The following is a 22488-nucleotide window of genomic DNA, read 5'->3' on the forward strand; positions in this document are numbered from 1 at the left end:
TTTTCTGATGAAGATCCAACTGCCCGACACCTCTGGCGCTATGCACGACTATGTTCTAACGGGGTCGCCCGTGCAGCCTTCGCAGCTGACCCCGAATTCGGCCCGCGTGCTGTATTCGGCCGCCCATGTGGTCAGCGACCCTTTTGGCGATCATGACCCGACCGGCCCGGCCAATGTCGATTGGGCCAAGACCATGGAATTTCGCCACTATCTGGCCGACATGGGCATGGGCATCGCCGAGGCGATGGATACCGCGCAGCGCGGCATGGGGCTTGACTGGCCCGGCGCGCTCGAACTGATCCGGCGCACCCGGGAGGAGCTGCCCGACGCGCTTGTCGCCAATGGTTGCGGCACCGATCATCTGGACCCGGGTGATGCGCAAACGCTGGACGATGTGCGCCGCGCCTATCTGGAACAGGTCGAAGCGATCCAGAAGCTTGGCGGACGTCTGATCCTCATGGCCTCGCGCGCGCTGGCGCGGGTGGCGCGGGGGCCGGCGGATTACGTCGCCATCTACAATGACGTGCTGACCTCCTGCGACGAACCCGTGATCCTGCACTGGCTGGGCGACATGTTCGACCCGCAGCTTGCAGGGTATTGGGGCAGCGATGATTTCGACGGCGCGCTCGACACCGTGGTGCAGATCATCGAAACCAACGCGGCCAAGGTGGACGGCATCAAGATCTCGCTTCTGGATGCGGAAAAAGAGGTCCTTCTGCGCCGCCGCCTGCCGGAAGGCGTAAAGATGTACACCGGCGACGATTTCAACTACCCCGAGCTGATCGAGGGCGACGCGCTGGGGTATTCCCACGCGTTGCTCGGAATTTTCGACCCGCTGGCCCCGGCCGCCGCTTTTGCGGTCAGCAAACTCAGCGAAGGGGACGCCGCCGCGTTTCGCGCGACCCTGGACCCGACCGTGCCGCTGGCGCGCCATATCTTTCGCACCCCGACGCAGTACTACAAGACTGGGGTAGTGTTCTTGGCCTGGCTCAACGGCTTTCAGGATCACTTCGTCATGCTGAACGGTGCCCAAAGCACGCGTTCCCTGCCGTATTTCGTCGATTGTTTCAAAATGGCAGAACAATGCGGATTGCTGCGTGACCCGGATCTGGGGGTCGAGCGCATGGGGCACCTTATGAAGCTTTACGGGGTCTGACCGATGGTCGATCCCCTCCCCTCCTCTGCGCCCCTGCCCCAGCGCGACTTTTCACAGGATCATTCCGCCCTGGCGCTGAACACCGCCACGCTGGGTCACAATCTGGACGGATATGGCGCGGGCTGGTCGCCCGAACAGGTGATCGACGCCTGCGCCGAGCGCGGCTATGGCGGCATCACGTTTTGGCGGCGCGAGCTGGAAGGCCGCGCGGTCGAGATCGGCGCGCGAACGCGGGCGGCTGGGATGCAGGTTGTCGGGCTGTGCCGCACGCCATTCCTGACCGGCCCTCTGGCCCTGCCGTCGGATGCCGAGATCATGGCGGATTTTCACCGCTCGATTGATGAGGCCGCAGCGCTGGAAACAGAGGTTCTGACCATTGTCACCGGCGGGCCGGAACCGGGCACCAAGGGCGTGTTGGAAAGCCAGAAGATCCTGACCGACCGGGTGGCGCGGGCGGCGGACTACGCTGCGGTGCGCGATGTGAAACTGGCGCTGGAACCACTGAACCCTGCGATGGGTGGCAACCGCACCTGCCTGATGACCGCCGCCGATGCGCTCAATGTCTGTGATGCGATCGGGGCGGAAAATGTGGGCGTCGCCATTGACGTCTTTCACGTCTGGTGGGATGCGACCCTGGCCGACACGCTGGCCCGTCGGGGCAAGGGGCGCGTTTTCGGCTATCACCTCTGCGACTGGTTGGCCGACACCACGGATGCGCTGCTGGATCGCGGCATGATGGGCGATGGCGTGGCCGATCTGCGCGCCCTGCGCGGCGCGGTCGAAGCCACCGGTTACGACGGCTTGTGCGAGGTCGAAATCTTTTCCGCCGACAATTGGTGGCGACGCCCCCCGGAGGAGGTGCTCGACACGATCGTGACCCGCTTCCACAGCTGTTGCTAATCACCCCTGTTCAACATTGAGGAACGCAGAAATGAAGGTACTCGTGCCTGTCAAGCGCGTGATTGACTATAACGTTAAGGTCCGCGTGAAGACGGACGGCAGCGGTGTCGATCTCGCCAACGTGAAGATGTCGATGAACCCATTCGACGAAATCGCGGTGGAAGAAGCCATTCGTCTGAAAGAAGCAGGCAAGGCCGATGAGGTCATTGCGGTTTCGATCGGCGTGAAGCAAGCTCAGGAAACTCTGCGCACGGCTCTGGCCATGGGTGCAGACCGCGCGATCCTGGTGATTGCAGCGGATGATGTGCACACCGACATCGAACCTCTGGCTGTTGCCAAGATCCTGGCAAAAGTTGTCGAAGAAGAGCAGCCCGGTGTTGTTCTGTGCGGCAAACAGGCGATCGACAACGACATGAACGCCACCGGTCAGATGCTGTCGGCGCTGCTGGGTTGGTCCCAGGGCACCTTTGCCTCGGGCCTGGACATCGATGGCGACAAGGCCGTCGTGACCCGCGAAGTCGATGGCGGCCTGCAGACCATCAACGTGTCGATGCCTTCGATCATCACCGTTGACCTGCGCCTGAACGAGCCGCGTTATGCGTCGCTGCCCAACATCATGAAGGCCAAGAAAAAGCCGCTGGACGAGAAAACAGCCGCCGACTATGGCGTCGATGTCTCTCCGCGTCTGGAAATCGTCACCACATCCGAACCCGAAGCCCGCGCTGCCGGCATCGTTGTTGGGTCGGTTGATGAACTGGTCGAGAAACTCAAAGAAGCGGGGGCTGTGTAATGGCTGTTCTTCTCCTTGCTGAAGTGACCGACGGCGAACTGGCGATGGACGCCACCGCCAAGGCCGTGACCGCCGCCAAAGGTTTGGGCGATGTGACTGTGCTGGCTGCGGGCGGCACTGCTGCTGCTGCCGGTGAAGCCGCAGCCAAGATCGACGGTGTGGCACGGGTCCTGGTTGCCGAAGATGCGACACTGGGCCACCGCCTGGCAGAATCCACCGCGGCGCTGATCGTCAGCCTGGCGGGCGATTACGAACACATCGTTGCGCCTGCCACCACTGACGCGAAAAACGTGCTGCCCCGCGTGGCGGCTCTGTTGGACGTGATGGTGATTTCGGACGTCTCCGGTGTTGTCGATGGCAACACATTCGAGCGCCCGATCTATGCCGGCAACGCGATCCAGACCGTGAAATCCTCGGACGCCAAAAAAGTCGTCTCCTTCCGCACCGCGACATTCGACGCGGCTGGGACCGGTGGCTCTGCGTCGGTTGAAACCGTGTCGGCCGTTGCCGATCCCGGTCTGTCCTCGTGGGTCGAAGACAAGGTCGCCGCCTCTGATCGTCCCGAGCTGACCTCGGCCGGGATCGTTGTGTCCGGTGGCCGTGGCGTCGGGTCCGAAGAGGACTTTGCCCTGATCGAGAAACTGGCTGACAAGCTGGGTGCCGCCGTTGGCGCATCCCGCGCTGCGGTCGACTCGGGCTATGCCCCGAACGACTGGCAGGTTGGTCAGACCGGTAAAGTTGTGGCTCCTGACCTGTATGTTGCCGTTGGCATCTCGGGCGCGATCCAGCACCTGGCCGGCATGAAGGACTCCAAAGTGATCGTCGCGATCAACAAGGACGAAGAAGCACCGATCTTCCAGGTCGCAGACTTCGGCCTGGTCGCAGACCTCTTCACCGCTGTCCCGGAACTCACCGAAAAACTCGGCTGATCCCGAACCGCGTCCCAAATCGAAAAGGCCCGCCAAATAGGTGGGCCGACGCTCTGGTTCGCGCATCCAGATAGGAGCTCTCATGACGCCCGAATATTCTTTTCGACTGATGTCCGATGCCCTCAAACGGACAATGACAGCCCATGCGGGTGACAGCGTCGCAACGGACGTGGATGAGATCCGGCAATTCGGGTCGCTCTCCAAGCCCATTCATGACCGCTCCGATATTCTGCGGGCGCAGACGATGTTGCTGCAATGCGCCAACCTGGCCCAGGTGGCCCCTCCACAGGCCGCAAACCTCGCCGTGCAGGAACTGGTGGGCGATCTGGCCGGTTTGCGCGCCAGGGATCCGGCTTTCTTTGACCGAATGATCAGCCAGGTGTCGCTGGAACTGGTGCTGACCGCCCATCCAACCGACATCAAACGACAAAGCGTTCAGCGCATTGAACGCACGCTTCTCGATGCATTGTCCGACCCTCAGGAGGAGACACGGCAAGTCGCTTTGGACCGGGCAATGTTGACCCTTTGGCACACAGCGCAATCCCGTGGGGCCAAGCTGTCGATCTTTGATGAGATCCGCAATGGCGTCTCTGTTCTGCGCGATGCCATTTTGCCCGCTATGAGCGAGGTGGCACAAGCGCTGGACACTCCAAAAGCGCGCGGCATGGTTCGCTTTGCCAGCTGGATCGGAGGGGATCGTGACGGCAACCCCTTTGTCGACGCAGAAACGCTAAGGTTCGCTGCACGTGAACATGGCAGCGCAATTCTGACCCATTACCGTGGTCAGATCAGGGCGCTGGAAGCGCGCCTGTCGGTGGATGACCGTCTGGTGAACCCGCCCGCTTCGGTTCTGGCCTTGGCGCAGGGCTGCCACACTCCGCCGCAGCACTATCAGCATGAAAGCTTTCGCTTGGCGCTGACTGGCATCGCGCAGCGGTTGGATCATGCGCAGAATAGATTGCAGGATCTGCCGTCGGCCGCTGCAGAAGACTATACTCCAGAACAGTTCCGCGATGACCTGCAAACCCTGTCGACCGCGTTGTCGGATCTTGGCCTGTCCGCGCTGGCGGGAACCGAATTGGCGCGGCTCATTGATACGGTGGATTTGTTCGGGTTTCATCTCGCTTCGATAGATCTGCGCCAAAACTCAAGCAAACACGAAGCGCTGATCGCCGAGCTGTTTGCACAGGCGGCTCCCGATCATTCGGCGGTGGATTATGCTGCGCTGAGCGAAGTGGAGCGGATCGCCCTGTTGACAGACGCGTTAATTGCAGGTGAACCGATCTGGCGCGCTGACATGCACCTGTCGCAAGAGACCGCGCGCGAGATCGCCCTCTTTCAGACCGCAGCCCAACTACGGCAAGAGCTGGGTACCCGTTTCATCACCAACAGCATCATTTCAAACACCGAAAGCCTGTCGGACATCCTGGAATTGACGGTGCTGCTGAAAAGCTTTGGTCTAATGGACCCTGACCTGGAACAGGCGGTTCTGCCCATGCCGTTGTTTGAAACAATCGACGACCTGCGCCGCGCACCTGCGATCGTGAACGACCTGTTGTCCATCCCTGCCTATCATCGGATCATCGCCACGCAGGGAGGCTGCCAGCAGGTGATGCTGGGCTATTCTGACAGCAACAAGGATGGCGGCATCGTCACCGCACGTTGGGAAGTGGCTAAAGCCGAGGCTGCGCTTGTCGATGTGATTGCCAGCCACGGTTTGCGCGCCCGGTTCTTTCATGGGCGAGGCGGTTCAATTGGACGAGGCAGCGGTACCGTGACCGAAGCGATCGCCGCGCAGCCCAAGGCCCCGTCATCGCTGAAGTTTCGCGTAACCGAACAGGGCGAGGTTTTGTCGAAACGGTTCGCCAACCCGCATCAAGCAGTATTGCATATCAGTGATCTGGTGTCGGGTGTGGCGCGGTTCGGCATGACCCTTACCGATGATACGGGCGACATCGCCGAAGAGGCCGCACAAACTGTGCTGATCGAGCGGCTCTCGCAGCAGGCCTATCATGGCTATCGTGACCTTGTGGCCGGCACGCCCGGATTCATCACCTTTCTGCGTCAGGCGACGATCCTGGATCACATCGCGTCACTCAACATGGGGTCGCGACCGGTGTCGCGCGGTAGCATCGACAATTTGGGACAATTGCGGGCCATTCCATGGGTCTTCAGCTGGGGGCAAAGCAGGTTCATGCTGCCTGCCTGGTACGGGTTCGGAGGCGCAGTGGCCGCGCTTGACCCGGCGGATCGCACCAGCCTGCCTGCGCTGTATCAGAAATCGGGGATGTTTCGCAGCATGCTGGACGGAATGGCGTTGGCGATGAGCAAGGCGGATATGACCCTGGCCCGCCGGTACGGCGCGCTGGTCGAAAACGCGACGATCCGCAGCGACGTGATGGCCAAGGTCGAACGCGAATGGGCTATGTCCCAAGACGCGGTGACAGAGATCCGGCAACAGGGTCTGCTGTCCAGCAATCCCGGCTTTGCCTCACGCCGGACGCTGGTGGATCACCTGAACAACACGCAAATCGCCCTGTTGCAGGAGCTTCGGCGAGACCCCGGCAATGCGGAGCTGCAAAGCGCCCTGAAGCTGAGCGTGAATGGGATCGCCGCTGGTCTGCAATATACCGGGTGATCCGGTATATTGAACGTTGCTGTCCGGCCTGCGGGACGGTTGCGCGACATGGACGCCAAAGATCAGCGTATCAGGATCGCACGGAAATCATTCACATTGGTGCCGGTCGGACCCGGGGAGAACAGATCCCCGATCGCCTCGAACGCGCTGAAGGCGTCGTTGCCTGCCAGATCCGCCGCTGGGTCGCGACCCACAGCCCGCAGCCGGGCACAGGTCGCGCCGTCGACAAAGGCGCCCGCATTGTCTTCGGACCCGTCAATGCCATCCGTGTCCGCCGCAAGGGCACTGACGCCCTCGACACCATCAAGAGCTTGCGCCAAGGACAAAAGAAATTCGGAATTGCGACCGCCTTTGCCCCCTTTGCCGCGCAGCGTCACGGTGGTCTCGCCCCCTGACAGAATGACGACGGGTTTTGCAAAGGGGCGCCCCCTCGACACGACCTCGCGGGCAATGGCGGCGTGCACCTTGGCCACATCGCGCGCCTCGCCTTCGATTGCGTCCGACAGGATCACTGCGGGGATTCCTTGCGTTTCCGATGCCTGCGCCGCCGCTTCCAGCGATATGCCAGCCGAGGCAATCACCGTGACGGTGTTTTGCGCGAAAGTCGCGTCGTCCGGATGCGGTGCGTCTGCCAAAGCCATTTCAAGATGCGTCATGATTCTGACCGGCAGGACGATGCCAAGCCCTTTGATCAAGGCCAGCGCCGCAGAACGGCCCACCGTATCCGGAACGGTCGGACCAGAGGCCACCTGAGCAGGATCGTCACCTGGCACATCCGACACGACCAGCGATACGACCTTCGCGGGATGGGCCGCAGCAGCCAGTCGTCCGCCCTTGATACCACTGACATGTTTGCGGATGGCATTCATTGCTGAAATCGGTGCCCCCGAGGCCAAGAGCGCTTGGTTGAGCGCCATTTCATCGGCAAGGGTCAGCCCCTCTGGCGGACAGGGCAAAAGCGATGACCCGCCGCCGCAGATCAGTGCCACAACCAGGTCATCGGCACACAGCCCCTCAACCGCATGAAACAGCGCTGCACTGGCCGCCAGCCCGGCGGCATCCGGAACCGGGTGGGACGCTTCCAGCACATCGATGTGTCTGCAGCTATCGCCATAACCGTACCGCGTGACGACCACGCCAGACAGCGGGCCCTGCCCCGCCTCTTCCCACAGGTCTTCGAACGCGCGCGCCAATTGCGCCGCGCCCTTGCCAGCGCCGATCACCACTGTGCGTCCTTTGGGGCGAACAGGCAGATGCGGGCGTAATGCGCTGTGCGGATCGGCGGCACCGACTGCCGCGTCAAAGAGCCTGGTCAGGAACGCAGCGTCCTGCATCACAGCTCGATATCGCACACAAAGACGCCATCTGCGCCCCCGTCGAGCAGCTCTACGATCCGCCCGCCAATCGCCTGGTGCTGGGCGTCAGCCAGATAAGTGTCGCGCACGGATACATCGCGGAAATCGAACCAGAACATGTCGAGGAAATCGCGCACCAGCGGCGTTTCGACCGAGACATTCTTGTGATGCTGGAAGTCTTCAATCCCGTCGATATGGTCGGACAAGCCCGCCAATTCGATATACAGCGCGGTCTTCTGATCTTCGGTGACATCCACGCGAAAGCGCAGGTGGACGAGGTGACGGATCATGTGATCCTCCTGGTTTTGTGAAAGTTGAAGTTATGAGACATCCCAGAAATCAGCCTTGCGCCGATCTTTGAATGCGGCCAACCCGGTTTGCAGTTCCGGCTGAGCGGCAGCGATCCGCCCGGCCATCGCATCCAACACCCGCTCGCGCTCTTCGCCTTCGGCGGCGTTGATCATCATCTTTGCCAATTCGGTAGCCACGGGCCCGCGATGACGCAAGGTGCGGGCCAGTTCGGTGGCGGTTTTGACGCCTTCGCCTGTTTCGACCACATGGTCCACGATCCCAAGGTCCAAAGCATCCGTTGCCGTGAACACCTCGCCAAACAACACCATGCGGCGCAGGAGCTGCGGACCAAAACGGCGCGCGGCGCGCTGGGTTCCCGACCAGCCGGGAATAACACCCAGCCCCGGCTCGGGCTGGCCAATTCGGATATGGCTTTCCGCGATGCGCAGGTCCGCGCAAGCAGCCAGCTCCAATCCGCCGCCCAGCGCATGACCATTCAGGACCGCGATCACCGGTTGGCGCAGACGTGCCAGTGCATCAAGCGCTTGATGCCCATCCCGGATCCAATGGCGGGCGAAGTGATCGGCGGAAAGACCCGACCAAGCGTCGATATCGCCGCCCGCGCAAAACGCGCGACCTTCTCCGCTAAGGATCGTGACATGCGCATCCTTGGCCTTTTCGATCCGACGGCAGATCGCCATCAGATCATCCATCATTTCCGAGGTCAGAGCATTCAACCGCTCGGGACGCCTGAGGGTCAGCTGAGCAATGCCATTGGAAATATCAAGCTGGAACGACGTCATCCGTCCGCAGCCAGCACAAGCCCCATCGCAGCCGGGTCAAAGAGCGCCGCATCCATGGTTCTCAGATCATCGGCGACCGACAACGACGTGGCGGCCTGATCCAGGATATCGCGTTGCAGATCCAGGCCCGGCGCGATCTCGGTTACCACCAACCCTCGGTCAGTCAGCTTGATCACGCAGCGTTCGGTCACATAAGTCACATCCTGACCCTGCGCTATTGCACGTTTGCCCGAGAACGAAATCTGGTCGACCTCGTCGACGAATTTCGCGACCTTGCCTTCCTGATGGATCTTCAATTCACCGTCTTCGATGCTCATCTTTGCGCCGGCGTTGAAATTTCCTGAAAACACGATCTTGCGCGCCCGCGCTGTGATGTCGACAAAGCCACCGGAACCAGCGGTTCGGTGGGGAATGGCCGACAAGCGCGAGACATTGACCGAACCATGTTGGTCCACTTCGAGGAAGGACAGCAGAGAGGCGTCGAACCCACCTGCCTGAAAATAGCAGAACTGGTGTGGAGACGCGACAAAGGCCTCGGCATTGGCCGAACACCCGAATTTGAAGTCAAGGAGCGGCACGCCGCCCACAGCCCCCTGCTCGATCATCCAGGTGACGGCACCGTGCAGTCCCTCTTCGACCAGGATACGGGGCACATTGGCCGAGATGCCAAAGCCGATATTCACCGCCCAGCCCTGCTTCAGTTCCAAGGCCACGCGACGGGCGATCACTTTGCCCACATTGAAATCAACGGTCCGAAAGCTGTCGAGCGGACGGGTCAATTCGCCCGAAATCGCCGGGTCATATTCTGTGGCGGTGGTTTGCAACTGATCCGGGGCTTCGACGATTGCGTCCACCAGAATGCCGGGGACGTGCACGTCATGTGGCCGGATCGATCCGGCTGCCGCGACGCGCTTGGCTTGGGCAATCACAACGCCGCCATTGTTGCGCGCAGCCAGGGCCATTTCCATCGCCCCCAGATAGGCGCCTTCATGTTCAAAGCTCAGATTGCCCTTTTCATCGGCGGTGGTGGCGCGAATGATCGCCACGTTGGGGGCCATGGATTTGAAGTAAAGCCAATCCTCGCCTTCAAACGCCATTCGTTTCACGATCGGTTCAGCCCGGGCCGCGTCATTCATCGCGCAGCCTTCGATCTGAGGATCGACAAACGTGTCCATCCCCACCTTGGTCAGGACGCCGGGGCGCTTGGCCGCAGCTTCGCGCAGCATGTCGAAGATGATGCCAGAGGGCACATTATAGGCGCGGATCTGTTCCGCCGTGATCATCTGCCAGATCTTGGGCGGCTCGGCCTTGGACGGACCCGATGGGTACGACCCGCCGATGATCCGGGTCAACAGGCCGGGTTTTGCAATATGATCCACCCCTTTGGTGCCAAACATATCGCCAGCGGCGATCGGATGGATCGAGGTCAGGTCCCTTGGCGCGCCTACTTCGTCATAGCGCTCACCAATGCCTTTGAGAACCGCGTCGGGACAGCACAAGCCGGAAGAGGAATTGACCGCTACGGTGGCCCCATCGGGGATCAGGTTTGCTGCCTCGCGCACTGTCATCTGCTTGGTCATGCGATCCTCACATTAGTAACTAACTGGTTATATATTGTATGACTCGGAGGCTGAACAAAATCAACACAAAACTCTGGCATGATCTCGGCGCTCAGACACAATTGACCTATCATCAAGTAACCATTAAGTTACTTGATGAGAAACTAGGAGGAACCAGATGAACATCTATTTTCGAGGTACGAACCAGCGTACTTTCGGCACCTTCCCTCTGACCGGAGAGACACTGCGAGATGCCGTCGCGCATGCGGCAGAGGTTGGGTATCGTTCTTTCGACACTGCGCAAATGTATGAAAATGAAGCGGATACAGGCGCAGCTTTGGAGGCGTTGGGCCTTGCGCGGGATGAACTCTGCGTCACCACCAAGGTGCACCCGGACAACTTTACCGCGGCTGATTTCCTGCCTTCGGTCGAAGAGAGCCTAAAGAAGCTCAAGCTCGATTATGTGGACGTCCTGTTGTTGCATTGGCCGCCGATTGGTGGTGACATCGCCCCGTCGCTGAAGCTGCTGGAGCAAGCGCACAAGGCAGGGTTTACCAGAAACATCGGTGTTTCGAACTATACAGCGCAAATGATGCGCGACGCCGTGAAAATCATTGATACACCGCTTGTCACCAATCAGGTGGAGTTTCACCCACTGCTGAATCAGGACATCCTGTTGGCGGCGGCAACGGAAACGGGCATTCCACTGTCGTCCTATTGTTCGGTGGCGCGCGGCGAAGTGTTCAAACACCCCATTTTCGGCGAGATCGGCCAGTCCTACGACAAATCCGCCGCGCAGGTGGTGCTGCGCTGGATCCTGCAAAAGGGCGTGTCGATCAACACCATGTCCACCAAGCGCGCCAATATCGAAGCCAATTTTGACGTGATGGATTTCACCCTGTCGAACATCGACATGGACCGCATCGACGCCATGACCCAAACCGGTTATCGCATCGTCGGCGAGGACCTGGTGCCTTGGGCACCTAAATGGGACTGACGCCGATCCAAATCACACTCCAAGGCGGCCCCTGTTTGGGGCCGTTTTTTGTTCGTGCCCAGGCTGGCAGGCCGCAATGCTTGGGCACCCATCCCCCACCCGACACTTTCCAGATTTTTACAAACAGCCGTTGTTGCGCAATGGTCCATAGCAATGCCGCGCTATGATCTTCGCAGTAGATATTTGAGACTGGGCTATCCAGAGCGCACCACATCCGTAGTAGCCATGCTGACCAGCGAAGGTCATCGCGTTCACCATCACCTTTGGTATTTTGTTCGTAGCAAAGACAATTGGAACGATCTCCCGCAAGAGGATCGCAACAGCTAGACAGCTGAAGGCTGCGCCGCGTCAAGGTTTGAACAGCAGTCGGGTTCGGGTATCAATTTTTTGGCATGCATCGGCAGATGATCAAAAAAACAAGCAACACCATGGCCGCTGCAGGCAACCCGAACTGGCCCAATGTTACCGGTCGTTTTGACGACGATAACGCCAACTGGCCCGTTCCGGAATGGCAGGCCGCAACACCGCTCTGGGCAACGCTGGCGCAGTGGACCCAGTTCACCGACTTCGCAATTCATGCCAGAAGCGCCGTACGAGTCGAGGAAATGAAAGAGATCGCGGCGCTGTTCAAGGATCCTGCACCTGTCTGTTCGGACGAGCTGAGCATTCAGATGGAATGGAGCGGTGCGCCTGCGGATGGCGCTTTTCGGTGGATCCAGTGAATGACGGGTTGTTCCTGCGCTGGTCCTATCCTGTGAACTCGGTTTCCTGGAAACTGCATGGGTGGATTGATAAACGTATCTCGGATTGGAAAGCCGCAGACGGTCACATGATGCACCTGACCGAAGTGCGGTTGTTGGCACACGTTCCACCCCGGCAAGCACCGCCAATGTCGATGTCCATCCGCGAACCGGTGGTAGAGGGGCTGTTGCAGCCCCCCCGGACACCAAATCAGTCAGGACGTTTCGCGAGCTACAGAGAGTGCCATCGTGATCAATGGTTCCCCCGGATCATGTCGGCAGCTTTTTCCGCCATCATGATCGTCGGCGCATTGGTGTTGGAGCCGATCACGCTGGGCATGGCCGAGCTGTCGCAAATGCGCAGCCCATCAATACCGTGAACACGCATTTTCGGGTCCACAACGGCCATATCATCGACACCCATCTTGCAGGTGCAGGTCGGGTGATACGAGGTGCGGCCATACTGGCGCGCATAGGCTTCGTAGTCGGCCTGGGTCTTTACGCCGTCATCGGGGAAACGGATCTTGCGGATGTATTTCTGCAGGCTGGGCTGGCGGAAGATTTCCACCGAATGTTTGATCCCGTCCACCGAAATCCTCAGGTCATCGGGGTGACCCAGAAAATTGGGATCAACCAGCGGCAGATCTTCGATCCTGTTTGACCGCAGGCGCACCGTGCCGCGCGCCTTGGGCCGCAACGTATAGGAGTTGAGCGTGATGCCGGAACTTCCCTTGGGCACGCTGGGAACACCTGCCTCGGCACCGGCACCGGCAAGGAAGTGGAATTGCAGATCCGGCACTGTCGCGGTCTTGTCGCCATACCAGAAGGCGCCGCCCTCCACGACGTTTGACGCAACGGGGCCCGAGCCAAACAAGACATATTGCATCCCGGCCCAGATGGCCCAATGGGGTTTGCCATATTTGTCCAGGCTTTGATGGCCGTTCAGTTCGGCCACGATATCAACACCGAAATGATCGTTCAGGTTCTCACCCACGCCGGGCAGATCGTGGATCACGTCAACTCCGACGTCGCGCAGATGTGCGACAGGACCGACGCCTGAATGCAGCATCAATTTTGGCGTGCCGATGGCACCCGACGTGACCAGTACCTCCTGATCCGCGCGGACCACGGTTCTTTGTCCGTCCCGGGCGTATTCCACCCCGGTTGCCCGACCGTTTTCGATCACGACCCGATGCACCTGGCAGCCGATCTCGACCGTCAAATTCGAACGCTTCAGCGCCGGGCGCAGATAACCCACCGCTGCCGAACAGCGTTTGTTGTTCCAGATCGTGGTCTGATAGACCCCGGCCCCTTCCTGCACCGGACCGTTGAAATCCGGATTATAGGGCAGACCCGCCTCTTGCGCCGACCGCACAAAGGCGCGGGTCATCTCTTGCGGAGCCGACAGGTTCGACACGCCCAGCGGGCCGTCCGTGCCGTGCCAGTCGCCGGACAGGATCGCGTTACGTTCAGAGCGGATAAAATATTTCTTGACCTCGTCAAAGGACCAGCCGTCACAGCCTTCCTCGTTGGCCCAGCGGTCGTAATCCACGGGGTTGCCACGGGTGAACACCTCGGCATTGATCGAACTGCCCCCGCCAATCACGCGCGCCTGCGCATAGGGGATTTCACGGTTGTTGGCATGGACCTGCGGAACGGTGGTAAACCCCCAGGTGTGCGGCCCGTCGGTCATCTTGGCGAAACCAACCGGCATGTGAATAAGCGGATGGTTGTCCTTGCCGCCCGCTTCCAGCAACAGGACCCGCACCGCGCTGTCTTCGGTCAGACGATTGGCCAGCACACAGCCCGCCGATCCGCCGCCAACAATCACATAGTCATATCCAGACGTCGCCATCCCGGCCCCCATTTCCCGATATACCGTTGCGGTCCCGCCAGCGTTTTCGAACTGGCGTGACCGCTTGTTTCAAACCGGATCAGACCTGACCCGCCGCGATCATTCAACCCAATGGCTGCGTTTGCCGAACTCGATATGGATTGATTTCAACTGGGTGTATTCCTCGACCCCGTGCATCCCCGCCTCACGCCCCCAGCCCGAGGCCTTGAACCCGCCAATCGGCAGCTCGGGGCCACCAGCGAGGGTGGTGTTGACCCAGAACCGTCCGGCCTGCACGCGCCGCGCCACGGTCAGCGCCTTGTCAATATTTTTGCTCCACACACTGGCGGCCAGCCCGTATTCCGTGTCGTTGGCGATTTTGATCGCGTCTTCGATATCGTCAAAGGGGATGACACACAGAACCGGGCCAAAGATCTCTTCGCTGGCGATGGCCATATCCGTGGTGACGTTGGTAAAGACGGTTGGCTCGATATATTGCCCGCCGGAAACCTGGAGCGTTCCGCCGCCGGAAATCAGTCTGGCACCTTCTTCCTGACCCTTGGCGATGTAGGACAGGATGGTGTTGTTTTGTGCGCCCGTGGTGATAGCACCGGCCTGTGTCGCCTCGTCCAGGGGATCGCCTATGCGTACCTTGTGCAGCTTGGCCGCCACCTTTTCGGCGAAATCGTCTGCGACCGACCGTTCCACCAACAGCCGGGACCCCGACACACAGCACTGGCCAGTATTGAAGGCGATACCAAAGGCCACGCCATCGGCGGCGTCATCCAGATCGGCATCTGCAAAAACGATCTGAGGGTTCTTACCGCCCAGCTCCAACGCCAGCTTCTTGAAATTCGAAGCCCCGGATGCGGCGACCACAGACCGTCCCACGCCGGTCGATCCGGTAAAGGACAGCATGTCCACATCCATGTGTTCTGCCAACTTCTGCCCGACACTGCGGCCCGAACCGGTCACAACATTGAACACCCCATCGGGCAGGCCCGCCTCGCTCAGGATTTCGGCCAGGATCAATGTGGTCGCGGCCGTGACTTCGGACGGTTTCGCAACAATGGTGCATCCGGACGCCAGGATATAGGGCACCCGTTCACACAGGATCAGAAACGGAAAGTTCCATGGCGTGATCAGCCCGACAACCCCGACCGGTTCGCGGGTGACAACGCCCATCGCCCCGTCGCCCGAGTTGTTGAAACTGTCACCATGCAAACCGCGCGCCAGACCGGCGGCGAATTCGAACATGCCGACGCAGCCGCCCACCTCGGCGCGAGCCTGTGAAATCGGCTTGCCGTTTTCCAGCACCTCCCAATAGGCGATCTCATCCGTGCGCTGGCGGATTAGTTCGGCGGCTTTGAGCAGAACGCCCCCGCGATCAGCCCCGGACAGTCCCGACCAACGCCGGTCGTCAAAGGCCTTGCGGGACGAGGCCACAGCTGCGTCAAGATCCGCCTCGGTGCAGCGCGGCATCCGGGTGACCGGCACGCCATGCCCTGGAGAGCTGCGTTCGAACACGTCGCGATCTCCGGCCGACACCGGCTTGCCATCAAGAAAGAAACCGAAATCGCGCGGCTCGCTGGGCGGGGGCAGGATTGAGCTGGAATGATCCATGTTGTCCTCTGTCTGGAATGCGCCCGGCGCAGTTCGCCGGGCGTCAGATCTGTTTCAGTCTTCGATTGACGAAAGTGTGCGCACAACAAGGGGAGTCGCCTGCATCGCCTCGAGCTTTGGTCCCCAAATTGCGAACCAATCCTGGGCCAGATGCATGTCGAGATCGGCCTTTGAGCTCCAGACCTCCACAATGGTCATCTTGTCGGGGTTGGAGCCATCACGCCAAAGTTCATATTGCTCGCAACCCTGTTCGCCGCGCGAACGGGGGATGAATTCGTCGCGGAACATGGCCACGAATTCTTCGGCCAGGTCCGGTTTAACATCCAGTTCCACCAAAAGACGCATCTTCGCCATCAGCCTGCAAGCTCCCAAAACCGTTGATATTTTGCTTCCAACGGATGCAGTTCCTTGCGCCCGTCAACATAGTAGCCGACCCATTCCGCCAGGCGTTGCCCCGCGCGGCGGCAGGCCTCTTTGGCATGATCCGCACGCGGTTCGCCGGCGACCACCGCGCCGTAATGCAGGCTTTCTTTCTTGGCAACGTAATCGGTGATGCCGAACACGAAATAGCCCATATTCATCATCATGATGGACAACGCCTGGCAGGTTAGTTCGCCACCGCCGCCCAACGACCCGGCCGAGGTAAACGGCACCGCGAATTTACCATCCGTCTTGAACCAGATGTCCGGCGTTCTGTCGTCCCACCATTTTTTCATCTTCCAGGAGATCCCGCCAAGATGGGTCGGGCAGCCAATCGCAATCCCGTCTGCCCAGAACACGTCTTCGGTTTCGGCGTCATCCACGTGGCGCACCCGCAATTCCATGCCTTCGACACGCTCGACACCCTCCTGCACCAGCGGCACCATGGTCGACGTGAATTTGCGGTCGCTTTCGCTGTCATAGATGATCAGGATCTTCGCCATTTTGTCCTCCCAGACAATTTGATCAGAATGTTATTTGTGTTTTCAAATCGCCGGGACGGGCGGCCAGCGTGTCAAACGCCGCCTGAATATCCGCCAGCGAATAGCTTGCCGCGGTGAAACGTTCGGTCTTGATCCGTCCGTGGATCAGCAAGGTCAGCGCGTCATGCATGTCTTCCCCCATGCCCGCGACCGATCCCTTGATCGAATTCTCGCTCAGAACCGTGTCCAGGATGTTCAGCGCCAGCGCATCGTCCGGACCAGTGATGCCAAAGGCGGCGATATGGCCGCCTCTACGGATCAGCCGGGTCGCTTGTTGGTAAAGCCGTGGCAGGCCGACGCATTCGATCACCACATCCGCGCCGCGCCCATCGGTATGGTCGCGCACCACCTGCTCCAACTTGTCGGGATCTGTGACGCCCACATCCGCCCCGGCCTCAACCGCCATTTGCACCCGGTCTTCGGACAGGTCCGCAACAATGATCGGTGCCGCGCCGATGGTGCGCAACAGCTGGACATGCAGATTTCCGATTGGCCCGGCGCCCAGCACCACCACCGATTGGCCAAATGTTACCCCGGCCTTGCGCGCGCAGCGCACCACGCAGGCAAGCGGTTCGGTGAGCGCCAGCACCGCAGCTGGAACGTCTGCCGGGACCGGGATCACCAGCCGCGCGGGGACCGCCACATATTCGGCGAACGCACCGTCCATCGTGATCCCCAGCTGGTTCATCTCCGGACAATTCAGAACCTCGTTGCGGCGACACCAGAAGCAGGTTCCGCACCCGATGTTCATGTCCACCACCACGGGCTGATCCAGGGACAGGCCGGTCACGTCTTCGCCCAGCTCGGCAATCACCCCGGTGAACTCATGCCCGGGAACCATCGGCAGATTTTCCGCTGCATAATGGCCATTGAAGATATGCACATCGGTGCCGCAGATGCCGACGCGGGTGACACGCACCAGCACCTCGTCCCGGTCGGGTTTGGGGCGCGGCACGTCTTTGACCTCGAACTTTCCCGGTTCCACCAGAACGGCGGCGCACATGGTTTCCGTGTCGGAAGGGGTCATTTCACCACCCGCAGTTTGGTACGGTCAATGGTGAGCGCGATGGCTGCAATCAGGATCAGGCCGAACACCATCTGTTGCTTGGTCGCATCCACTTCGAAGTAAAGCATCGAAGAGCGGATCACCGCCACGATCAGCGTGCCGATCAGCGTGTTGACCACGCCACCCACACCGCCGGTCAGCGGCGTGCCGCCCACCAGCACCGCCACGATGGCAGGCAACAGGAACCCGTTGGCCAGGGTAGGTGATCCACCCGAGAGCTTGACCGAGAAAAGAAGACCAGCAATGGCCGCCAGCCCGGCAGAGACAGCAAAGGCAAGGATCTTGATCCGCGTCACATTGAGACCCGACGCCACAGCGGCCGGTTCGCCCGCTCCCACGGCTTTCAGGGCTCTACCAAATGTAGTGCGCGATTGCAGGAACCAAGTGGCGATCACCAGCGCCGCGCCAATAAAGAGCTCATGCGGGATGCCTGCGGTTACCCTGGTCATCCAGCCAAAATTCGCATCGCGCATGGATGCATCCATGAACAGCGCACGCTGCCCTGACAAATATTGCGCCGCCGAATAGGCCACGCCACCGATTGCCAGCGTCGAAATGAAGGACGGGACCAAAAGTTTGGTGGTCACATAGCCCGACACCGCCCCCATGACCAACCCGGCCAAGAGACAGATCACAGCAGCGCCGATCCCAAAGGTCGGCAAGGTCAGGGTGGCAATCACCGTGGTCATATTGGCAATCGACTGCGCCGACAGGTCAATCCCACCGATATAGATGGCAAAGGTCATGCCAAGCGCCATGATGAACAAAGGCACAATGTCAGCCGCCATCGACACTAGATTCACCGGGCGAAGGAAGTTTGAGTCCGCCACCCCGACTATGAGAACCAGAGCCAGGAGGGTCATCCACGGCAGGTGCGGCTTGATCCGTTCAAAACTTACAGCGGTCATCGTGTTGGAAGTCATCTTTCGGTCCTCAGATCATGTGGTGGACAAGGTCATAGAGCGACGGCTTATCCCCTGGGCTGCAATCGAAACGTTTCTGCGCGACGCCATCCTTCAACACGATGATCGTGTGGCTCAGGCCAATCGCCTCTTCCAGCGTGTCCGCCACCAGGATGATCCCCACCCCGTCATCGGACATTTCACGCACCATGTCGTAAACGTCTTCTTTGGCTCCGATATCGAGCCCCCGCGTCGGGTGATCGAGCAAAATGATGTCTGAGCCGGCGGAACGCCATTTCGCCAGCACCACCTTTTGCTGATTGCCACCGGACAGCCCGCCGCAATCCTTATAGACATCCGGGGTTTTGATCGCCAATCGATCAATCCATTGCCGCGCCAGAGACTTTTCCTCGCCGATGCGCAAGATGCCGTAATTGGCGTAGTTTCCGAACTGACTCAGGGTCATGTTCTCATAAACATTCATCCCAGCGACAATGCCTTCGACCTTTCGTTCGCGCGGAGTATATCCCACTCCGTTGGCCACGCCGGACTGTGCATTGAAGGTCTTTATTGCATTGCCTTTGATAGCCACCTGACCCAAATTCGGAGTTTCAAGGCCAAAAACCGTGCGCAGGATCGCTTCGCGGCCCGACCCTTCGGTGCCAACTAGGCAAAGCACTTCGCCGGGATGCAGCTCAAACGAAATATCGGAATATTTACGGTCAACCGACACCGTATCAAAGGACACCAGCGGCTGGGTGTCAGCCTGATAGGGTTTCTGTTTCTGCTCGCGGTAATATTCCTTGTCGACATCGCGCCCCACCATCTTGTGCTGGATCGCGTCCACATTTGCTTCGTCATGGCTGACCACATCAACCACTTGTCCATCTTTCATCACATAGATACGGTCGGACAGCTCCAACACCTCATCCATCCGGTGACTGACAAAGATAAACGACGCACGGTTGGTCAGTTCGCGCACGAGGCTGAATAAAAGCTCTACCTCTTCTTTGGCCAGAACCGAGGTTGGTTCGTCCAACAGGATCACCAGATCACCGTCTATGCGTTCTTCCAAGGTCAGCACCTTGGCGAGTTCAACCAGTTGCCGCTGGGCAAACGACAGTTTTGAGGTGATCATTGCCGGATCAATATCCAGCTTGACTTTGGCCAGCTGCATGCGTGCAGCTGCAGCCATCGCTTTCCAGTTAATCACACCGAATTTGACGAATTGGCTTTCAAAGCCAAGAAAGATGTTTTCCATCACCGTCAGGTTGGTGATCAGCGATTGTTCCTGAAACACCATGCCGATGCCATGATCCATGGCCTGTCGCGGGTTCTGGAACCGCACCTTGGTGCCATCGATTGTGATGTCGCCGCCATCGGGTTGATAGGCACCATAGATCACCTTCATCAAGGTCGATTTTCCGGCACCGTTTTCCCCAACCAGCCCAACGATCTCGCCGCGCCCGATTTTAAAATCCACAGCCTTGAGCGCATGCACCCCGGGGAAGATTTTGTCTACTTTTTGAAGCTCGTACATATCCCGCCCCTATTTCACGAAGGTTACGGATTTGCGGTCGGTAGAAAGCACCACAGCGACAATCACCAGCGCGCCGAGCACACCATCCTGCACGTAACCGGGCAGGCCGATCACCACCATGCCGTTGTTGATCACGTTCACGATCAACACTCCGATCAGCGTGTTCCACACACCACCAATCCCACCCCAAAGCGCGGTGCCGCCGACCACAACCGAGGTGATGGAAACAAACATAAAGTTCGACCCGGTTGCGGTTTCGGCGATGCCGATCCGGCCCACGGCCAAAAGCGCGCCCACCGCATAGAAAACGCCTGCCAGTGTAAAGCCCAGGATTCGCACCCGGTTCACGTTCAGCCCCGAAGCATGAGCCAACTCTTCTCCGCCGCCAACAGCATAGAAATTGCGGCCCAATGTGGTGCGTGTCTGAATAAACCAACCGATGAGCAAAAAGCCGAGCGCCACATAGCACATGATTGGAAAGCCGAACCAACGCTCGGTCAGCAAAGCGCGGAACAGGTCGTCTTCGACCCGGATGCGGTCGCCGCCCGTCAGCAACAGCGCAAAGCCGGTGCCGACAAAACCCATCGCTAGCGAGGCCATGAAGGACGGGATCTTTAGCCAGACATGCACCAGCCCGTTCACCAAACCAACCGCAGCCCCCACCAGCAACGCCAAAGGCAGCGCCAGCCAGGCGATCGAGGCCAGTGTTCCGCCCAACGCAATGAACGCAAAGGCGAACACCACGGCACAGACTGACACCGTGCCCTCCATTGACAGGTCAATGGACCCCATGATGATGATGAATGTCACCCCAACTGCCACCATCAGCGCAGGAGCCGAGGAAATCCCAATTCGGGCGAAGTTGCGCAGCGAAAAAAATCGCGGCTCCATCGCTGCAAAAAACAGCACCAGCACCAGCAGGACGATCAACGGCGCCCATTTGATTAGAACATCCCGTGTCAGCACACTGCCCACTGTTCCACTCCATGAAATGAAATTGCTTCAGCCATCTTAACCAGACCTGGCTGAATAAGTCGGACCATTCCTTGAAATGATCCATCGCCGGGGCGACGCAGAACGCCGCCCCGATCAGGGAGGTTACTTGTACATGATCTGGCCGTTGGCCGGACCCCAGAAGTCGCTCCAGTCATATTTTGGAACGCTGTCGATGAAGTTCGACTGGAACTCCACCGCATCTTCGGGCGTGATAAACACGGCCGGGCCATAGAACTCGCGGTGGGCGTTCGGCTCTTCAGAAGGTTTGAAGGTGCCGATTGCCGCGTGATAGGCCAGCGCAGCAGTGATACCGCCACCCCAATGCGGGTTGGTGAACACAGTGGCGAGGATTTTTTTCTCGGCCACAAGCTGCACAGCCTGCGGATTACCGTCATACGAAACGATCGGCATGTCGTCGATGCCTTCGGCCCGCAGCGCCTCCAAAACGCCATATGCGATAGTGTCGTTGGCGCAGTGGACGCCTTTGATCTCGTCGCCATAGCGAGTCAGGAAGGCCGACATCACCTGGTTGGCTTTCTGGGTGTCCCAGTCGGCCGGTTCTGCGGCCAGCAGCTCGACATCCGGATAGTCCTTCAAGGCGTTTTTCAGACCCTGCAAACGTTCGATCGCCGGGTTGTTCGAAGCGATGCCGCCCAGATGCACGACGCCGCCCTTGCCGCCCATCGCATCCAGCAGGATACGCGCGGTCTGTTCTGCCGGACCTTCGTCCGACCAGGTCATGTGAGACACATAGTGGTCGCCGAAATCCCACGGGTGCAGATCATCGGTCTTGTTCCAGATGGTCGAAACATACCCACCAGCTGCGGCAACGGCTTCAACCACCGGACGGCAGTTCGGCGCATCGTTGGTGTCGATGGCCAAAGCCAGTTCGCCATTGGTTTTCGAAAGCAGCGCCTTGACGTCCGCCAGCGACTTTTCCGACGACCCTTCATTGATCAGGTGGGTCAGGAAATCCTTGGATTTGCCCAGACTTTCGACAAACGCCTCACCGCCGGAAACGATCTCGTTCCAATAGGGGTTGGTGCGGTTGCGATAGCTCCATGCCACAGTCGGATCAGAAATCGCGGCCTGCGCCATTCCGCCCATCATGCTCGATGCAGCTACGCCGCCTACGCCATAGGCTGACGCCAGCAGGAAATTACGACGGTTGACCGTCTCCTGCTCGATGAATTTTTTGATGAATGACATGGTTTCCTCCCTTTTCATTCGGTTTCCGCCAAGCGCGATTGGCTTGCGGTGTTTTGTATTCTTCGTCCCGGCGGCTGAGCCCTCCCAGACCCGTGAATCAGATCCCGATGCGGGGTTGATGTTCACTTAATGCACTAACTGGTTACTTCACTGACAAAGCGCATGTCAACCCTCTCCAGTCAGAGCCAGTTAGGAAAA

20 protein-coding genes are annotated in these 22488 nt (G+C 59.5%); 7 read left to right on the top strand and 13 right to left on the bottom strand.

Annotated elements, in window-relative coordinates:
• The first annotated feature begins 7 nt into the window (after window positions 1–7).
• The 5 genes from K3727_19380 to K3727_19400 all read left to right on the top strand — a co-directional run bounded on the left by K3727_19380 (window position 8) and on the right by K3727_19400 (window position 6413).
• On the top strand, window positions 8–1156 hold the full coding sequence (locus K3727_19380) for a dihydrodipicolinate synthase family protein (protein ID UWQ90881.1): 1149 nt from the start codon (window positions 8–10) through the stop codon (window positions 1154–1156).
• Window positions 1157–1159: 3 nt separating this feature from the next.
• Window positions 1160–2056, top strand: a complete 897-nt coding sequence (locus K3727_19385) for a sugar phosphate isomerase/epimerase (protein UWQ90882.1) — start codon at window positions 1160–1162, stop codon at window positions 2054–2056.
• A 31-nt stretch (window positions 2057–2087) separates the two neighbouring features.
• Window positions 2088–2846, top strand: a complete 759-nt coding sequence (locus tag K3727_19390) for an electron transfer flavoprotein subunit beta/FixA family protein (GenBank protein ID UWQ90883.1) — start codon at window positions 2088–2090, stop codon at window positions 2844–2846.
• Complete coding sequence (locus K3727_19395) at window positions 2846–3775, top strand: FAD-binding protein (protein UWQ90884.1); 930 nt, start codon at window positions 2846–2848, stop codon at window positions 3773–3775. Before K3727_19390 ends, K3727_19395 begins: the two co-directional genes overlap by 1 nt.
• Before the next feature lie 82 nt (window positions 3776–3857).
• Window positions 3858–6413, top strand: coding sequence for a phosphoenolpyruvate carboxylase (locus tag K3727_19400; GenBank protein ID UWQ90885.1), 2556 nt, complete (start codon window positions 3858–3860; stop codon window positions 6411–6413).
• A gap of 62 nt (window positions 6414–6475) precedes the next feature.
• Here K3727_19400 and K3727_19405 read toward each other — a convergent pair whose 3' ends face one another.
• Genes K3727_19405 through K3727_19420 form a run of 4 tightly spaced genes read right to left on the bottom strand, consistent with a single transcriptional unit; the run spans window position 6476 to window position 10442 of the window.
• Window positions 6476–7747: a glycerate kinase gene (locus K3727_19405; protein ID UWQ90886.1), complete on the bottom strand. Its 1272-nt coding sequence runs from the start codon at window positions 7745–7747 to the stop codon at window positions 6476–6478.
• On the bottom strand, window positions 7747–8058 hold the full coding sequence (locus tag K3727_19410; GenBank protein UWQ90887.1) for a Dabb family protein: 312 nt from the start codon (window positions 8056–8058) through the stop codon (window positions 7747–7749). Before K3727_19410 ends, K3727_19405 begins: the two co-directional genes overlap by 1 nt.
• A gap of 30 nt (window positions 8059–8088) precedes the next feature.
• Complete coding sequence (locus K3727_19415; protein ID UWQ90888.1) at window positions 8089–8862, bottom strand: enoyl-CoA hydratase/isomerase family protein; 774 nt, start codon at window positions 8860–8862, stop codon at window positions 8089–8091.
• Window positions 8859–10442: an acyl CoA:acetate/3-ketoacid CoA transferase gene (locus tag K3727_19420; GenBank protein ID UWQ90889.1), complete on the bottom strand. Its 1584-nt coding sequence runs from the start codon at window positions 10440–10442 to the stop codon at window positions 8859–8861. The genes K3727_19415 and K3727_19420 overlap by 4 nt, the downstream gene beginning before the upstream one ends.
• Window positions 10443–10599: 157 nt before the next feature.
• On the opposite strand from K3727_19420, the gene K3727_19425 reads away from it, so the two are divergent.
• A complete protein-coding gene (locus tag K3727_19425) occupies window positions 10600–11418 on the top strand; it encodes an aldo/keto reductase (GenBank protein ID UWQ90890.1) in 819 nt (272 codons plus the stop codon).
• 404 nt (window positions 11419–11822) lie between these two features.
• Complete coding sequence (locus tag K3727_19430; protein UWQ90891.1) at window positions 11823–12140, top strand: hypothetical protein; 318 nt, start codon at window positions 11823–11825, stop codon at window positions 12138–12140.
• Window positions 12141–12411: 271 nt separating this feature from the next.
• Here K3727_19430 and K3727_19435 read toward each other — a convergent pair whose 3' ends face one another.
• The 9 genes from K3727_19435 to K3727_19475 all read right to left on the bottom strand — a co-directional run bounded on the left by K3727_19435 (window position 12412) and on the right by K3727_19475 (window position 22308).
• On the bottom strand, window positions 12412–14013 hold the full coding sequence (locus tag K3727_19435) for a GMC family oxidoreductase N-terminal domain-containing protein (protein ID UWQ90892.1): 1602 nt from the start codon (window positions 14011–14013) through the stop codon (window positions 12412–12414).
• 99 nt (window positions 14014–14112) lie between these two features.
• Window positions 14113–15615 (bottom strand): aldehyde dehydrogenase family protein, encoded by a 1503-nt coding sequence (locus tag K3727_19440; GenBank protein UWQ90893.1) that lies wholly within the window; start codon window positions 15613–15615, stop codon window positions 14113–14115.
• 54 nt (window positions 15616–15669) lie between these two features.
• Window positions 15670–15969, bottom strand: a complete 300-nt coding sequence (locus K3727_19445; protein UWQ90894.1) for an antibiotic biosynthesis monooxygenase — start codon at window positions 15967–15969, stop codon at window positions 15670–15672.
• Window positions 15969–16538: a flavodoxin family protein gene (locus K3727_19450; GenBank protein UWQ90895.1), complete on the bottom strand. Its 570-nt coding sequence runs from the start codon at window positions 16536–16538 to the stop codon at window positions 15969–15971. Before K3727_19450 ends, K3727_19445 begins: the two co-directional genes overlap by 1 nt.
• A gap of 22 nt (window positions 16539–16560) precedes the next feature.
• Window positions 16561–17604, bottom strand: a complete 1044-nt coding sequence (locus K3727_19455; GenBank protein UWQ90896.1) for an alcohol dehydrogenase catalytic domain-containing protein — start codon at window positions 17602–17604, stop codon at window positions 16561–16563.
• Complete coding sequence (locus K3727_19460; protein ID UWQ93464.1) at window positions 17601–18551, bottom strand: ABC transporter permease; 951 nt, start codon at window positions 18549–18551, stop codon at window positions 17601–17603. Before K3727_19460 ends, K3727_19455 begins: the two co-directional genes overlap by 4 nt.
• Before the next feature lie 25 nt (window positions 18552–18576).
• Complete coding sequence (locus tag K3727_19465) at window positions 18577–20085, bottom strand: sugar ABC transporter ATP-binding protein (protein UWQ90897.1); 1509 nt, start codon at window positions 20083–20085, stop codon at window positions 18577–18579.
• 9 nt (window positions 20086–20094) lie between these two features.
• Complete coding sequence (locus K3727_19470) at window positions 20095–21060, bottom strand: ABC transporter permease (protein ID UWQ90898.1); 966 nt, start codon at window positions 21058–21060, stop codon at window positions 20095–20097.
• 123 nt (window positions 21061–21183) lie between these two features.
• Window positions 21184–22308: a sugar ABC transporter substrate-binding protein gene (locus tag K3727_19475; protein ID UWQ90899.1), complete on the bottom strand. Its 1125-nt coding sequence runs from the start codon at window positions 22306–22308 to the stop codon at window positions 21184–21186.
• Window positions 22309–22488 lie beyond the last annotated feature (180 nt).

The sequence above is a fragment of the Rhodobacteraceae bacterium M382 genome, from assembly GCA_025141015.1.
GTDB classification, from domain to species: Bacteria; Pseudomonadota; Alphaproteobacteria; order Rhodobacterales; family Rhodobacteraceae; genus Aliisedimentitalea; species Aliisedimentitalea scapharcae.